The following is a 15,296-nucleotide window of genomic DNA, read 5'->3' as shown; positions in this document are numbered from 1 at the left end:
TCCCGCGCAGTGCGTCGCAGAATCCTGCAGTCGATCCTCGCCGTCGTCATTCTCACGGGGCTTCTGCTCGGCGTGCCGCTGATCTACACCGCGTGGCTGTGGGTCGAGGACTTCACCCGCAGTGACCTGCAGGCCCGACTGGATCGGATGGCCGCGGAGATCATCGTCCAGGAGGGTCGGAGCGGCGTCATCGAGAATGGACTCGACACGACATCGCTGCGTCTGGTGGTCCCCGAGGGCGGCAAACTCGTCGTGGTGTACCCCACTCCCGAGCAGGGTGCCGCCCGGCTGGACATCGGCGCAAGCGAGGTGCTGTCGCCGCTCGTGGAATCGCTGTCGATGGGCACCTCGGGTTCCCTGCGGCTCGAGGTGCCGTCGGATCGGACGCGGACCCTCCAACGGCAGGCGATCGGTGCGGTCACCCTGCTGGTGCTGGCATCGATGGGTGCCGGCGCCGGTGTCGCGGTGGTCACCGCCAAGCGGCTCGCCGATCCGCTCAAAGACGTCGCCGAGCGTGCCGCGCGGCTCGCGGAGGGCGATTTCCGTGAAGTCCCGCGGCGGCACGGGATTCCCGAACTGGACCGGGTGTCGGACGTTCTCGATTCCGCCACCGTCGAGATCGCCGGGAGATTGCAGCGCGAGCATGCGCTCGTCGCCGACGTTTCGCATCAGCTGCGCAGCCGCCTCACGGCCGTCCGGCTGCGGCTCGACGAGCTCTCGGGGCATGCAGATCCCGCGGTGGTCCACGAGGCGGAGGAGGCGATGGCGCAGGTCGACCGGCTCACCGTAGCAGTGGACGACCTGGTGCGCTCCTCGCGTAACAGCAGTGCGGCCGATCGCACACCGGTGTCCGTGGTCGGTGAGCTCGCGAGTGTCGTCGCCGACTGGCAGGGCCCGTACAAGGAGGCCGGGCGGGTGCTCCGGCTGCGCGGCGAGCCGCGCCTGATGGCCGCGACCACCGGCTCACGACTGCGTGAGGCGATCTCGGTGCTGATCGACAATGCGCTCCGGCACGGGGCTGGGACGTGCACGGTGTCGGTGCGCCTGGTCTCCCCGGCCGGACGGGAAACGCCCAAGGAGACCCGTGTGTGCGTCGAAGTGTCGGACGAGGGCGAGGGCGTGAGCGACCGGCTTGCCCCGCACATCTTCGACCGGGGATTCTCGGGTTCCGGTTCCACTGGTCTCGGACTGGCGTTGGCGCGGGCGCTGATCGAGGCCGATGGTGGCCGTCTGGAGCTGCAGCGGCGCCGGCCGGCGTTGTTCGCTGCCTTTCTGGCCGCAGTCAAGGACGAGGCGCCGACCCGCGTGGTCGGTATTCACGAACCGCGCTAGCGGCCGGGTTCCTCCCCGGCGAGCTCCACCGGTTCGCCGGCGGACTCGGGGCCGCTGGTCTGCTCGGGGAACACCCATCGCCGGAACGACCAGAAGCGGAAGATCATCTGCAGCAGGTTTCCGATGATGTAATTCAGGACGAAGTCGACGACGAGCACCGTGGTGAGGCTGGCCGATGCGCGGACATCGAAGATGTTGTTGGCGATCCACAGCGGCGCCGCCGCGATCAGGACGCCGATGCCGCTGATGGTGAAGAACAGCAGCGCCTCGTGATGGCGCTCGCGGCCACCGCGATGTTTGAACGACCACTCGCGGTTGAGGATGTAACTCAGGATGGTCGCCACCACGCCGGAGATGATCTTGGCGACGACGGGCTTCTGCTCGAGGATGGTCAGGCTCAGCGAATAGAAGATGGCAAGGTCGACCACCATGGTCGTGCCGCCGACGATTGCGAACTTGATCAACTCGTGGTGGCGCAGCACGATCGCCCGGAACGGCTGGGGCACTCGGCTCATCGCCACGTCGACAAAAGACACAACGAAGTAGTGTACGAACCCCAGATCTCGATCGATGCAGTGGATCATGCCTTATCAGGTTCTTCACAGGTTGCGACCGGGGATGACCTCGGCAGAACCGTTGCGACACGCGCATGACACCATGGTGTGTCGTGACCGGAAAATCTGAATCCGAATCTCGCCCCACCACTCCGCGCGACCTCCCGAGTGGAATGCCCGTGGTGACGATGATCGGCGGCGGCCAGCTCGCCCGAATGACGCACCAGGCGGCCATCGAGCTCGGACAGACCCTGCGGGTCCTCGCGGGCAGCATCGACGAGCCCGCCGCGCAGGTCAGCCCGGACGTCGTGCTCGGCAGTCACACGGATCTGGTGGCGCTGCGCAAGGCCGCGCTCGGATCGAACGCGCTCACCTTCGACCATGAGCATGTCCCCACCGAGCACCTCGACGTCCTGGTCTCCGAGGGCGTCAACGTGCAGCCACCGCCGCAGGCGCTCGTGTACGCGCAGGACAAGCTGGCCATGCGCCGCAAGCTGACCGAGATGGGTGTGCCCGTCCCGGCGTTCACCGAGGTGACCTGGGCAGAGGATGTTGTCCGGTTCGGTGCCGAACATGGCTGGCCCGTGGTGATCAAGGCGGTTCGTGGCGGCTACGACGGTCGTGGGGTGTGGATCACCGGCGACTCCGACGAGGCCGAGGCGATCGTGACCGAGCAGCTGGACAAGGGCGTCCAGCTCATGGTCGAGCAGGCGATCGACATGAGGCGTGAGCTCTCCGCGATGGTCGCGCGGTCCCCGTTCGGACAGGGCGCGTCGTGGCCTGTGGTCGAGACGGTGCAGCTGTCCGGCCAGTGCGCCGTCGTGCTCGCGCCGGCCCCTGATCTGTCCGATGAGCTGGCGGCGGAGGCTGAGCAGCTCGCGCTGCGGATCTCGTCCGAGCTGGGCGTCGTGGGTGCGATGGCGGCGGAGCTCTTCGAAACCACCGACGGCAGGCTTGTGGTCAACGAGCTCGCCATGCGCCCGCACAACTCGGGCCACTGGACCCAGGACGGTGCGCGGACGTCGCAGTTCGAGCAGCACCTGCGGGCGGTGTTGGATTATCCGCTCGGCGATACCTCGCCACTCGCGCCGCTGACCGTGATGGCGAACGTGCTCGGCGCCCCGGAGGCGCCGGAGATGAGCATGGACGAGCGTCTGCACCACCTCTTCGCCCGGATTCCGGACGCGAAGGTGCACTTGTACGGCAAGGGCGAGCGCAAGGATCGCAAGATCGGGCACGTGAACGTGGTCGGCGCCGCTGCCGGTTCGCCGGACGACCCGGCGTACGTCGCGGCGGTCCGTGAACGCGCGGAGCGCGCCGCGCACTGGCTTTCACACGGCGAATGGACTGATGGATGGGACTCTCACGGTGAGAGCACAGCGACGGGGAACGTGGCATGACTGATTCGAACGGGCCTGCTGTCGGGCTGATCATGGGCAGCGACTCGGACTGGCCGACGATGGAGGCCGCCGCCGAGGCGCTCGCCGAGTTCGGAATCCGCTTCGAGGTGGGTGTCGTGTCGGCGCACCGCACGCCGCAGCGCATGCTCGACTACGCGCGTGACGCGGCAGCTCGGGGACTCAAGGTCATCATCGCGGGTGCCGGCGGTGCCGCGCACCTGCCGGGCATGGTCGCGTCGGCGACGCCGCTGCCGGTGATCGGTGTGCCGGTTCCGCTCAAGTACCTCGACGGCATGGACTCACTGCTCTCGATCGTGCAGATGCCCGCGGGTGTCCCCGTCGCGACCGTGTCGATCGGCGGCGCCCGCAACGCAGGTCTGCTGGCCGCGCGCATCCTCGGCGCGTCGGATCCGTCCCTGCAGCAGCGGATGGCCGACTTCCAGGCCGGTCTCGAGAAGATGGTCCTGGAGAAGGACGAGGCCCTGCGTGTGAAGCTGCTCGGCTGAGCAGTTCGGGGTGGGTCCTACGCTGAACGGTATGGCCCGATTCCCCCTGAGTGAGCGCTGGTATCGCTGGAGCGCCGCCCACGCGGTCGGAATCGACCGCGTGGTGGCGGTGTTCCTGTCGCTGTTCTGTCTGGCAGGGGCGGTCGACGGCGATGCGGCGGCGGTGATCGTCTCGCTCGGTATGACGGTGCCGCTCGCGTGGCGCCGGTCGCGGACCGTCGTCTCCGGCTTCGTGATCGCGGCCTTCGCGTTCGCGCACCTCCTGCTGGTTCCGGGGACGCTGCTGCCGAGTGTGATCGCGGTGCCGATCGCCCTCTACGCGTTCGCGGCCTACACACCGCGGTGGAGCAGCTACACGGCGCTGGTGATCGCGATCCTGGGTGCCACGGCGGCCGGACTCGAGTATTTTGCGTACGAGGGGCGCGGCTGGGAAGAGACTCTGGCCACCTCGACGTTCCTCGTCGTGTTCGTCCTCGCGGTGTGGGCGTTCGGCGATCTACGACGGGTGCGCCTGCAGGAATTCGAGGGTGTGGTCGAGCGGGCCCGGTTGCTGGAACTCGAGCGTGCACAAGAAGCGGAACTGGCCGCGATCGGTGAGCGAACCCGCATCGCCCGTGAGATGCACGATATCGTCGCCCACTCGCTGACCGTCGTCATCGCGCAGGCCGACGGCGGACGTTACAGCGCCGCACAGGATCCCGCTGCCGCGGTCGCCGCGCTCGAGACCATCTCCTCCACCGGGCGCCAGGCCTTGCAGGACATGCGGGCGCTGCTGTCGGTGCTGCGTGAGGATCGCCCGCGTGACTTTTCGTCCATGCCCGGTGCCGCGGACATCGAGGGTCTGGTGTCGGAGTTGCATCGCGGCGGCCTCGACGTCGAGTTGCGAGTCACCGGCGACCCTCGTGCGCTGTCGGCAGGCGCGGGCCTGACCGCATACCGGATCGTCCAGGAGTCGTTGACGAATGTGCTCAAGCATGCCGGTCCGCACGCGAAGGCCGTTGTCGAGGTGAACTGGGGCACCGTCGGGGTGGAGCTGGTCGTCACCGACGACGGGCGTGGCCGGGCGGCTGCGCTCATCGAGGGGACGCCGGGAGGTCAGGGCGTGATCGGCATGACCGAGCGGGCCAAGCTGCACGGCGGAACCCTCACCGCGGGGCCTGTCGTCGGCGGCGGCTATCGCGTGCACGGGCTCCTCCCGTATGCGACGACCTAGGCTGGCAGGCATGGACGAAACTGCCGTAGCGCCGATCCGAGTCGCCCTCGTCGATGACCAACAGCTCGTTCGTGCAGGGTTCCGGATGGTGATCGATTCGCAGCCCGACCTCACCGTTGTGGTGGAGGCTTCCGACGGTGAGCAGGGGCTACGGGAGCTCGCCGCGACCGGCGCGGATGTCGTCCTGATGGATGTGCAGATGCCCCACCTCGACGGTATCGAGGCCACGCGCCGGCTCACGGCCCATCCGGATTCGCCGAAGGTGGTGGTGCTCACCACGTTCGAGAACGACGAGTACGTCATGTCCGCGATCAGCGCGGGCGCGAGCGGGTTCCTCCTCAAGGACGTGCCACCGGAACAGTTGCTCGATGCGATCCGTACCGTGCACAGTGGCGACGCGGTGATCGAGGCCCGTTCCACTCGGAAGCTGCTGCAACATGTCGGGCCGCTGCTCAGTCGATCGACGCCGCCGACATTGCCGGAGGAACTCACTCCCCGTGAGGTCGAGGTGCTCGAGGCGATGGCGCACGGGTTGTCCAATTCCGAGATCGCCGCGAAGCTCGTCGTATCCGAAGCGACGGTGAAAACCCATGTGGGCCGGGTGCTTTCGAAGACCGGATCCCGCGATCGGGTGCAGGCGGTGGTGTTCGCCTTCCAGATCGGCCTCGTGCGTCCGCAAGACCTGCTCGGCTCCGGCTGACTCCCCTCGGACGCAGTCGCCGCCGAGGCTGATGCCGGGTCCTACCGGGGTATGACGCCGGACCGACCGTAGATCGCCCCCCGCTCCGATGTGGCAGGACCCGGACCGGCAATAACGTCGGGGCATGACAACTGAGCAGATGGTGCGGGCCCGCGGGCTGACCAAGATTTACGGCGCAGGCGACACCGCAGTGCGGGCGCTGGACGGCGTCGACGTGGACTTCTCCCGCGGGGCATTCACCGCGATCATGGGCCCGTCCGGTTCGGGTAAGTCGACGCTCATGCACTGCCTCGCCGGGCTGGACATGGCGACATCGGGGACTGTGCACCTCTCCGGCACCGAGATCACCGCGCTGGGTGACCGGGCGCTCACCGAGTTGCGTCGGGAGCGAATCGGTTTCGTGTTCCAGGCATTCAACCTGTTGCCGGTGCTCTCGGCCGAGGAGAACATGCTGCTGCCGATGCGGCTCGCGGGCCGGGTTCCCGAGCGTGGTTGGCGGGACGAGGTGGTGCGCCGGCTCGGGCTGTCCGACCGGCTCGAACACCGGCCGCACGAGCTGTCGGGCGGTCAGCAGCAGCGCGTCGCGGTGGCGCGCGCCCTGCTGTCGCAGCCCGATGTCGTCTTCGCGGACGAGCCCACCGGTAACCTCGACTCGCGGACCGGCGCGGAGGTGCTGGACTTGCTGCGCTCGAGTGTCCGCGAGACGGGGCAGACCGTGGTGATGGTGACCCACGATCCGGTGGCGGCGTCGTACGCCGATCGCGTGGTACTGATCGCTGACGGCCGGATCGCGGGCGAGATCGATCGACCCACAACGGATTCGGTGATCGAGACGATGCGCGCGCTCGGCGCCGACGACCTGAGCGGGGCACGCTGATGCGCGGCCTGGCCTGGGCGCAGATGCGTGTTCACGCCGGACGCTATCTCGCGTCCATGCTGGCGGTCGTCATCGCCGTCGCGTTCATCGTGGCGACGCTGACACTCAACTCGACGCTCAAGGCCAGCGTCACGGATTCGCTGGCCGGACAGTATGCGGCGACGGACGTCGCGGTGACCGGCGGCGGTAGCTCGGCGGCTGTGGCCGCGGTCGGCGCGGTGCCGGGAGTGCGCGCGGTGACGGAGGACGTGTCGACCTCGGTGAAGATTCGTCGCGACGGCGCGGGCGCGTCGTACGGTTCGGCGGTTTCGCTGTCGCAGGATGCGGGTCTGCGCTGGCAGAAGCTCGCGGACGGGCGGCTTCCTGCGGGACCGGGAGAGGTTGCGGTGGCTGCAGATTCGGGGATGCCGATCGGATCCGAGCTGACGGTCGTGGCACAGCGTACGGACAGCCAGATCACCGACAGGGTGAAGGTGGTCGGCGAGATCGACCTCGCGGGTTCGGCGCAGCAGGCCAACGGAACCACCGTGTTCGCGACCTCGGCCCAGCTGGACGAGTGGACGTCCGGTGAGGGGCTGCGCGAGCTGAGGATTGCAGGTGACGGGTCGGTGTCCCCGGAGCAGTTGGTCGAGCGAGTCCGGGCGGTGCTGCCTGAAGGCGCGACCGCGGAAACCGGCGCTCGGCAGGCCGAACTGGCGTCGCAGCAGTTCCTCGGCGAATCCGACATTCTGGCGAGTGTGCTGCTGGCGTTCGGTGCGATCGCGGTGGTCGTGGCGGCGCTCGTCATCTCGAACACATTCGCGGTACTGCTCGCCGCCCGGACCCAGGAGCTGGCCCTGCTGCGTTGTGTCGGCGCCACGGCTGCACAGGTTCGCCGCAGTGTGCGCGCCGAGGCGGCCGGGGTCGGCGCGGTGGCGTCGGTGCTGGGCGTCGGCTCCGGAATCGCGTTGGCGTGGCTGGTGAGCCGGATCGCGGTGGCTGCTGATGTCCCGATTCCGTTGCGCACGTTGAGCGTCACACCGGTGACGGTGATCGTGGGCCTCGTCGTCGGCGTCGTGATGACGCTGACCGCGGCGTCGGCGCCCGGTCGCGCGGCGACGCGCGTCTCGCCCCTGGCAGCGCTGGCGCCACTGGAATCCACGCCGGAGACGGTTCTGGTTTCGCGGACCCGCCGGCTCGTCGGCACAGTGGCGCTGATCGTTGGGATCGGCGTTCTCGGCGCCGGCGTGGTGATGACGCAGGTCCTCGTCGCGTGTGCCGGCGGCCTGGTCACCTTCGTCGCGGTGGTGTTGTTGAGTCAGCGAATAGTTCCGGCGGGGATCGCCCGGGTGGGTGCCGTGCTGGGGCGATTCGGCGGGCCGGTGGGCCTGCTCGCGGCGGGCAACGCGGGTCGCAATCCGCGGCGTACTGCGGCGACCGCGACCGCCCTGCTGATCGGCGTCACACTCACCAGCACACTGGTGGTCGGGATTGCGGTGACGAAGGCCAGCGCGCCCGGGAAGTTCGACGACCAGTTCCCGGTGGACGTGACCATCGGTTCGCCGGGATCGGCCGGGTTGCCGATCGAGTTGGCGGACCGGGTCCGGGGGCTCGACGGGGTGGACGCGGTGAGTGCGCTCGGGACGGCTGATCTGGCGCTTGCCGATGGGCGAATGCTCTCGGTGACAGGCGTCGATGTCGCGGCCGTGCGGGCCACCCTGCGGACGGATGTCGATCTGCCAGGCTCGTGGCAGCTGCTGTTGCCGCCGGACGAGCTCCGCGCCCTCGGGCTCGCGGCGGGCGGGACGATCGCGGTGACCGGCAACGCGGGACGGGGGGAGCTCACCGTCGGATCCGGGGTGGACGGCGCACCGGCACTCACCGACGAGCGCGCGCTGGCGGCACTGTCGTCGCAGGTGAAGACCGATCAGATGTGGATCCGGCTCGCGGACCGGCTCAGCGACGACGACCGCCGGGCGGTACAGGACGAGATCACCTCGGCCGCCGAGCAGGTGGCACCGGGCAGCGATGTGGGTGGCTCGCTGGCCATGCGCTCGACTCTCGACACCGTCCTGGACACGTTGTTGCTGATCGTCGCCGGGCTGCTGTCGGTGGCGGTAGTGATCGCCCTGATCGGCGTCGGCAACACGATGGCGCTGTCGGTGCTCGAACGCCGCCGCGAGTCGGGGCTGCTGCGTGCGCTGGGGCTGGCCCGGTCGGGGCTGCGCTCACTGTTGTTGTGGGAGGCGGTGCTGATTGCGGGGGTGGCGTCGGCGCTGGGCGTCGCGCTCGGCCTGGCGTTCGGCATCACCGGTTCGGCGTCATTGTTCGGGTTCGACGACCTGGTTCTGAGCACGCTGCCGTGGTTGGCGCTGGTGCTGATCACGCTCGGCGGCGGACTGGCCGGGGTCGTGGCGGCGCTGCTGCCGGCGCGCCGGGCGGCGCGCACGGCTCCGGTGGCGGCACTCGCGGGATGAGTGCCAGGCGGGATCGGGCCGAGCGCGGCCGGATCCCGCCGGTCGTCACAGCCGGGTGGTGACCTTTTCCGATTCGACGCGGCGGGCCACTGCCGCGTCGTCCGGGTTCGCTACCTGCACCAGAGAGGCGCCGGCAGCGAACACCGCGATCAGGCCGGCGATGAGCTCGGCGTCGGTGTCCCAGGGCTGGACCGACAGGACGCGGTCGGTGGCGGTGAGGTTCTGCTCGGCAGCGGCAGCGCGTGCGGCGGTCAGCACCTCGTCGACGCCGCGGCCGTCGAGCGCAGCCGGTCCGGATGCAGCAGCGCGGAACTGGTCACCATGCACGCGTACCGCGGTCGCGTAGTCGGTCACGCCGACCGGAAGATCCGGTACCGGGCGGCCGAAGGCGTCGAGTGAGAGAACCGCGACCTCGGGGATCTCGGCGACGTCGTCGAGGCGATCGAGGGTCACCAGCGCGGCGTCGGCGCCGGGATCGGCGTCGAGGGTTACCTCGAGCCCTGCCCACCACGCGCCCAGCAGCACCGCGGCGGTCTGCCAGTGCGCCGGCAGCAGAACCGCGACGCGGGCGCCGGGGATCAGCGCGAACTCGTCACACAACAGGTTCGCGGTCTTGGCCGCCCAGTTCGCGAGAGTCAGGGCTGAGAGCTCTACTCGTTCGCCGGTAGCGTCGTCGTAGTAGGTGATCCGCGGACCGGCCGGGTCGGCCGCCAGGATGGGATCCAGGATCGCGGTGGTCAGGTTGGTCACGGGTGATTCCGATCGGTCGACACGAGCACGGGCGCTCGATTGGCAGCTCAGTTGATGCAGTCCCTCAGTTCACACAGTCCCTCAGGTGACGCAGTCCCTCAGTTCACACAGTGTGGACCCTTTGTTCCGGCGTCGATGGGGGGGCCGGGTTCCACGGGGGTGGGGGAGGTTCCTGCGCTCCCGACGCCGCCGGACGCCGATGCCGTCGACGACCCTGAGGGCCCCTTGTAGTCGCCGGCGAGGACAACCCGGACCTCTCCCGATTTCAGTGACGAGTCGGTTTCGATCGGCAGTCCACCGAGGGTGACCGAAACCGCTTGTGCGCCCTTGCTGTCGGAGTCGTTCGCGAACACGGTGCTGCGGGTGACGGATTCGCCGGTGTTGTTGCCGACATCGCCGAGTCCGAAGCCCTTGTTCTCGAGCGCTGTCCCGACGCTCGAGGCGAGGCCGCTGATGTTGCTGTCGTTGGCGACGTCGACGGCGACGGTCGAGGTGTCGATGTCGGGCATTTCGGTCGGTGTCGTGGATGTGGTGGTCTCGGAGTCGTCCTCCGCCGGTTCCGCACCGACGAGCCCGGCGACGTACTTGCGCACGGCCTTGGGATCGACCTGCACGATCGATTCGCCGTAGTCGGTCATGCCATTGATGTCGACGACGGGGATGGTCTCGAACTGCACTTTGCCGCCGGCGAGATCCTGCAGCTGGGTCGCGAATTCGATGATGTCCCAGTCGGAGTCGAGCACCACGGACCGCTGGACAGCCGAGCTGAGCTGGTTGAGCTTGCCCGGGCTGGTGAGGGTCTTGGCGCTGAGGACCTGGCGCACCAGCGAGGCCATGAACACCTGCTGGCGGACGATCCGGTCGAGGTCGCCGCGGGGCAGGTTGTGGCGCTGGCGCACAAAGCTCAGCGCGTTCGCACCGGTGAGGGTCTGCTCGCCGGCCGGGAACTTCGCGCCCGAGAGTGGTTCGTCGACAGGCGCATTGAGGCACACGTCGACACCACCCACCGCATCGGTGAGGAGGACGAACCCGAGCAGGCCGACTTCTGCATAGTGGTCGACGGTGATGCCGGTGAGCTTTGCAACCGATTTGATCAGCGCCTCGCGGCCGGCTCGGGTGGCTTCCTTGTCGGCCTTCGTGTCCGATTCGCCGTCCTCGACCAGCTTCTGGCGCTCGGTCTCCTTGGTCGCGCCGTACGCCGCGTTGATCTTCGACATGCCGATGCCCGGTACGTCGACATAGGCGTCGCGGGGGATGGAGATCGCGGTGGCGGAGCTGCCATCGGTGGGCACGCGCACGAGCACGATCGTGTCGGTGTTGGACGCGACCTCGTTGCCGGCGTGCAGTGCGTCGAGCTCGGACTGGCTGAGCGGGTTGCCGTGGGCGTCGGTGCGACTGTCGGTGCCGACCAGCAGGATGTCGACCGCGCCGTCCTTGACGCCGCCGAGACCGAGGCCTCCGACAGTCGCGAGGTTCGATCGCAGCGAGTCGATACTGCGCCAGGCGAATCCGGTGACGACGAGCACGAGGACCGCCGCGATTGCGATCGCAATCTGGGTGCGTGAGACCGGAGCTGTCGGTCGCGGCACCTCCCGTGCGGTCGGCTCCTGCGGCACGTGTGACCCCTCCCTGACGTTCGAACTTCTACCGTGGTCAAGGCTACTGGTGTTCGTCCGTCGGTTCGGGAAGTGATCCCCGGCGTGCCAGACTCTGGCCTGTGAAGAGGATTCTGGTGACCGGTGCCCACGGCCAGTTGGGTACGCAGCTGCTGCGCTGCGCGCCCGGCGTTGCGGTGCCCGTCTCGGGCGTCGGGTCCGCGGAGCTCGACATCACCGACCGTGATGCGGTGGATGCGTGGGTGGAGCCGGATTCGGTGGTGATCAACTGCGCCGCGTACACGGCCGTCGACGCCGCAGAGTCGGACGAGGCGAGAGCGACCGCGGTCAACGAGATCGGTCCACGGAACCTGGCTCGAGCGTGCGCGAACCTGGGTGCGCATCTGATCCACGTCTCCACGGATTATGTCTTCGCGGGCGACCGGGCCGGTGACTCTGCTGCGCCGTACGAGACGGACGCACCCACCGGTCCCCGGTCCGTGTACGGGCGCACCAAGCTCGCCGGTGAGGTGGCTGTCCGGTCCGAGCTGCCGAGTGCCCAGATAGTCCGCACTGCTTGGGTCTACACCGGTGCGGGAAGCGACTTCGTCGCGACGATGCTGCGGCTCGAGCGGGAACGCGACACGGTGAGCGTGGTCGCCGACCAGGTGGGCTCGCCGACGTATGCGGCCGATTTGGCTGCCGGACTGATCGAGCTGGCCGTCACCGGAGGGAGGGGTGTGAGGACGCTGCACGCGACCAATGCGGGGATCGCGACGTGGTTCGACCTCGCACGGGCGACGTTCGAGGGCGTCGGCGCCGATCCAGGTCGGGTCTTGCAGTGCACGAGCGCCGAATTCGTCCGGCCCGCGCCCCGGCCCGCATACTCGGTGCTGTCGTCACGTGCGTGGGATGCGGCCGGGCTGACTCCGCTCCGTCCGTGGCGCGACGCGCTGACCGACGCACTGGCGCAACTTCGATGAAGCCGTGCCGCGATGCAGCGGTTAGGCTGGCCCGCGTGAGTTCGAAGCTGGCCGTGGTGACGGTGACCTACTCGCCCGGCGAGCACCTCGAGCATTTCCTGGGCACCCTGGGTGACGCGACGACCGAGAATCCGCAGGTGATCCTGGCCGACAATGGATCAGTGGACGGCGCCCCCGAAGCCGCGGCGGCGGCGCATGAGCACGTCCGGCTGCTCCGGACCGGCGGGAACATCGGCTACGGCGGCGCGATCAACCGCGCGGTCGCCGAGATCGACGAAGACATCGAGTTCGTCCTCGTGGTCAATCCCGACGTGCGCTGGTCGCCCGGCTCGATCGACGAGCTGCTCGCCGCCGCCGAGCGGTGGCCGCGCGCGGGCGCGCTGGGTCCGATGGTTCGCGAACCCGACGGCAGCGTCTACCCGTCTGCCCGTCAGGTGCCCGATCTGATCTCCGGTGCCGGTCACGCTGTGCTCGGCTCTGTGTGGCCGTCGAATCCGTGGTCGCTGCGGTACCGGCAGGAGACCGAGACCATCACCGAGCGTCCCGCCGGCTGGCTGTCCGGCTCGTGCCTGCTGCTGCGCCGAGCCGCGTTCGATTCGGTCGACGGCTTCGATTCCCGCTACTTCATGTACATGGAGGACGTGGACCTGGGCGATCGGCTCGGCAAGGCAGGCTGGCTCAACGTCTATGTGCCCTCTGCCGAGGTGACCCACGCGAAGGGCCACGCCGCGGGCAGGCATCCAGAGCTGATGTTGCCCGCGCATCATCAGAGCGCATACCGCTTCCAGGCCGATCGTCACCCGTTGTGGTGGCAGGCGCCGTTGCGATGGGCGCTGCGGGGCGGACTCGCCTTGCGTTCGAAACTGGCCGTTGCTGCCGCGGTGCGTGCGCGCCGCGAGTACGAGCGTCACGAGATCGAGATTGAGGGGAAAGCATGACATCTGCTTCGGCGACCGACGCCGTAGTCCTGGTCGGAGGCAAGGGAACCCGGTTGCGTCCGTTGACGCTGTCCGCGCCCAAGCCCATGCTCCCGACCGCCGGATTGCCGTTCCTCACCCACCTGCTGGCGCGTATCAGGGCTGCGGGCATCGACCATGTCGTGCTGGGGACGTCGTTCAAGGCGGAGGTGTTCGAGGAGCACTTCGGTGACGGGAGCAGCCTGGGCCTCGAGCTCGAGTACGTCACCGAGACCGAGCCGCTCGGCACCGGAGGCGGCATCCGCAACGTGCTGCCGAGTCTGCGGGCCGACAACATCATGGTGTTCAACGGCGACGTCCTGGGCGGCACCGACCTCGGAGGTGTTCTCGACACCCACTACAGCACCGACGCCGATGTCACACTGCATCTCGTGCGGGTCGGAGATCCTCGCGCGTTCGGTTGCGTGCCCACCGACGAGGAAGGCCGCGTCACGGCGTTTCTGGAGAAGACGCAGGATCCGCCGACTGATCAGATCAACGCCGGCTGCTATGTCTTCCGCCGCGAGATCATCGAGAAGATTCCGGCAGGTCGCCCGGTCTCGGTCGAGCGCGAGGTATTCCCGTCGCTGCTGGCCGACGGCGCCCGCGTGTTCGGTCACGTCGACAGCTCGTACTGGCGTGACATGGGAACGCCGGAGGACTTCGTCCGAGGTTCCGCCGACCTGGTCCGCGGCATCGCGCCGTCGCCCGCGCTCGAGGGTCCGCGCGGTGAGTCGCTGGTGCATCCCGGTGCCGGCGTAGCACCCGGTGCGGTGCTGATCGGCGGCACGGTCGTCGGCCGCGGTGCGGAGGTCGGTGCGGGGGCACGCCTCGACGGTGCGGTGCTGTTCGACGGTGCGGTCGTCGAGGCCGGTGCAACAGTGGAGCGGTCCATCGTCGGTTTCGGTGCCCGGATCGGTCCGCGCGCGCTGGTGCGGGACGCGGTGATCGGCGACGGTGCGGATGTCGGAGCCCGTTGTGAGCTGCTGCGCGGTGCCCGAGTGTGGCCCGGTGTCTCGCTTCCCGACGGTGGTGTGCGCTTCAGCACTGACGTGTGATGCGGCACTGAGCAGGGATTCTTAGTCTTGCTACTGAAATACTGGGGGCATGATGTTGCAGGAACCCATCTTCCGCCGGTACGTCGCCCTCGGTGACTCGTTCACCGAGGGTGTCGGCGATCCCGACGCCACCCGGCCCAACGGGCTGCGGGGCTGGGCCGATCGGGTGGCCGAGGAGCTCGCCCGTCGCAACGCCGACTTCGGCTACGCCAACCTCGCGATTCGCGGTCGGCTACTCGGCCAGATCATCGACGAGCAGCTCGACGCGGCGATTGCGCTCGAACCGGACCTCGTGACGATCTATGCCGGCGGCAACGACTTCATGCGGCCCAGGATCGACCTCGACGCGCTGGTCACGCGCTACGACGAGGCGATCGGCAAGCTGGCCGCCACCGGGGCGACCGTGCTCGTGTGGACCGCGTTCGACGCCGGCTGGTCGGCGGTGTTCGGCAAACTGCGCGGCCGCTCGGCGATCTACAACGAACTGGTGCGCGCGGCGGCTGACCGGCACGGCGCTCGCATCGTCGATTTCTGGCGCTTCGACGAGTACCGGGACCTGCGGATGTGGGACTGGGATCGGTTGCACATGTCGACGCCCGGCCACCAGAACATGGCCATTCGGGTGCTCGAGACCCTGGGCGTCGAGCACCATATCGTGATGGATCCGCTCGGCCCGGAACTGCCCGCCGACCGGGCCGCGCAGCGGCGGGCCGACCTCGCATGGACGAAGGATTTCCTCGTGCCGTGGGTGAGCCGCCGGATTCGGGGCACCTCGTCCGGCGACGGTGTCAGCGCCAAGCGGCCGACGCCGGCACCGATCCGGTAGACCGCACACGAACGGCGAACGCCGATCGCGAACCCGGGGGTTCCTGCGTCCGGCCGGTTGTGGTCCGGCCACACTGGACGGGTGACCGAC

Annotated in this window: 14 protein-coding genes; 11 read left to right on the top strand and 3 right to left on the bottom strand. The window is 68.8% G+C overall.

The window, feature by feature from the left end:
- Window positions 1-9 precede the first annotated feature (9 nt).
- Window positions 10-1,332: a HAMP domain-containing sensor histidine kinase gene (locus tag ERC79_RS04910; protein ID WP_131576235.1), complete on the top strand. Its 1,323-nt coding sequence runs from the start codon at window positions 10-12 to the stop codon at window positions 1,330-1,332.
- Here ERC79_RS04910 and ERC79_RS04905 read toward each other — a convergent pair.
- A complete protein-coding gene (locus ERC79_RS04905; protein ID WP_131576233.1) occupies window positions 1,329-1,868 on the bottom strand; it encodes a GtrA family protein in 540 nt (179 codons plus the stop codon). The genes ERC79_RS04910 and ERC79_RS04905 overlap by 4 nt on opposite strands.
- Before the next feature lie 113 nt (window positions 1,869-1,981).
- Between ERC79_RS04905 and ERC79_RS04900 the strand changes: the two genes are divergently transcribed.
- The 6 genes from ERC79_RS04900 (at window position 1,982) to ERC79_RS04875 (ending at window position 9,038) form a co-directional block, all read left to right on the top strand.
- Window positions 1,982-3,286: a 5-(carboxyamino)imidazole ribonucleotide synthase gene (locus ERC79_RS04900; RefSeq protein WP_131576231.1), complete on the top strand. Its 1,305-nt coding sequence runs from the start codon at window positions 1,982-1,984 to the stop codon at window positions 3,284-3,286.
- Complete coding sequence (gene purE / locus ERC79_RS04895; protein WP_131576229.1) at window positions 3,283-3,792, top strand: 5-(carboxyamino)imidazole ribonucleotide mutase; 510 nt, start codon at window positions 3,283-3,285, stop codon at window positions 3,790-3,792. Before ERC79_RS04900 ends, purE begins: the two co-directional genes overlap by 4 nt.
- A gap of 31 nt (window positions 3,793-3,823) precedes the next feature.
- A complete protein-coding gene (locus ERC79_RS04890) occupies window positions 3,824-5,005 on the top strand; it encodes a histidine kinase (protein WP_131576227.1) in 1,182 nt (393 codons plus the stop codon).
- Window positions 5,006-5,015: 10 nt separating this feature from the next.
- Window positions 5,016-5,705, top strand: coding sequence for a response regulator transcription factor (locus tag ERC79_RS04885; RefSeq protein WP_131576225.1), 690 nt, complete (start codon window positions 5,016-5,018; stop codon window positions 5,703-5,705).
- Window positions 5,706-5,829: 124 nt separating this feature from the next.
- Entirely contained in the window at window positions 5,830-6,582 is a 753-nt protein-coding gene (locus ERC79_RS04880; RefSeq protein ID WP_131576223.1) for an ABC transporter ATP-binding protein, read from the top strand.
- A complete protein-coding gene (locus ERC79_RS04875) occupies window positions 6,582-9,038 on the top strand; it encodes an ABC transporter permease (protein WP_131576221.1) in 2,457 nt (818 codons plus the stop codon). Before ERC79_RS04880 ends, ERC79_RS04875 begins: the two co-directional genes overlap by 1 nt.
- A 45-nt stretch (window positions 9,039-9,083) precedes the next feature.
- On the opposite strand, the gene ERC79_RS04870 is transcribed toward ERC79_RS04875, so the two are convergent.
- Both ERC79_RS04870 and ERC79_RS04865 read right to left on the bottom strand, forming a co-directional pair.
- The gene (locus ERC79_RS04870; protein WP_131576219.1) at window positions 9,084-9,788 is read right to left on the bottom strand and encodes a TIGR03089 family protein; all 705 of its coding nucleotides are present in this window, start codon (window positions 9,786-9,788) and stop codon (window positions 9,084-9,086) included.
- 98 nt (window positions 9,789-9,886) lie between these two features.
- Window positions 9,887-11,377 (bottom strand): LCP family protein, encoded by a 1,491-nt coding sequence (locus tag ERC79_RS04865; RefSeq protein WP_131580756.1) that lies wholly within the window; start codon window positions 11,375-11,377, stop codon window positions 9,887-9,889.
- A 128-nt stretch (window positions 11,378-11,505) separates the two neighbouring features.
- Between ERC79_RS04865 and rfbD the strand changes: the two genes are divergently transcribed.
- From rfbD to ERC79_RS04845, 4 genes are read left to right on the top strand one after another with little or no spacing between them, the layout of a single operon-like run.
- Window positions 11,506-12,366, top strand: coding sequence for a dTDP-4-dehydrorhamnose reductase (gene rfbD, locus ERC79_RS04860; protein ID WP_131576217.1), 861 nt, complete (start codon window positions 11,506-11,508; stop codon window positions 12,364-12,366).
- Between the two features lie 35 nt (window positions 12,367-12,401).
- Window positions 12,402-13,304 (top strand): glycosyltransferase family 2 protein, encoded by a 903-nt coding sequence (locus ERC79_RS04855; RefSeq protein WP_131576215.1) that lies wholly within the window; start codon window positions 12,402-12,404, stop codon window positions 13,302-13,304.
- Window positions 13,301-14,380, top strand: coding sequence for an NDP-sugar synthase (locus ERC79_RS04850; protein WP_131576213.1), 1,080 nt, complete (start codon window positions 13,301-13,303; stop codon window positions 14,378-14,380). Before ERC79_RS04855 ends, ERC79_RS04850 begins: the two co-directional genes overlap by 4 nt.
- Window positions 14,381-14,429: 49 nt before the next feature.
- A complete protein-coding gene (locus ERC79_RS04845) occupies window positions 14,430-15,206 on the top strand; it encodes an SGNH/GDSL hydrolase family protein (protein ID WP_131576211.1) in 777 nt (258 codons plus the stop codon).
- Window positions 15,207-15,296: the final 90 nt, after the last annotated feature.

The organism is Rhodococcus sp. ABRD24, from assembly GCF_004328705.1.
Taxonomy (GTDB): Bacteria; Actinomycetota; Actinomycetes; order Mycobacteriales; family Mycobacteriaceae; genus Prescottella.
Note: the sequence above shows the minus strand (reverse complement) of the source record. Positions and strands in the feature narration are given on the sequence as shown.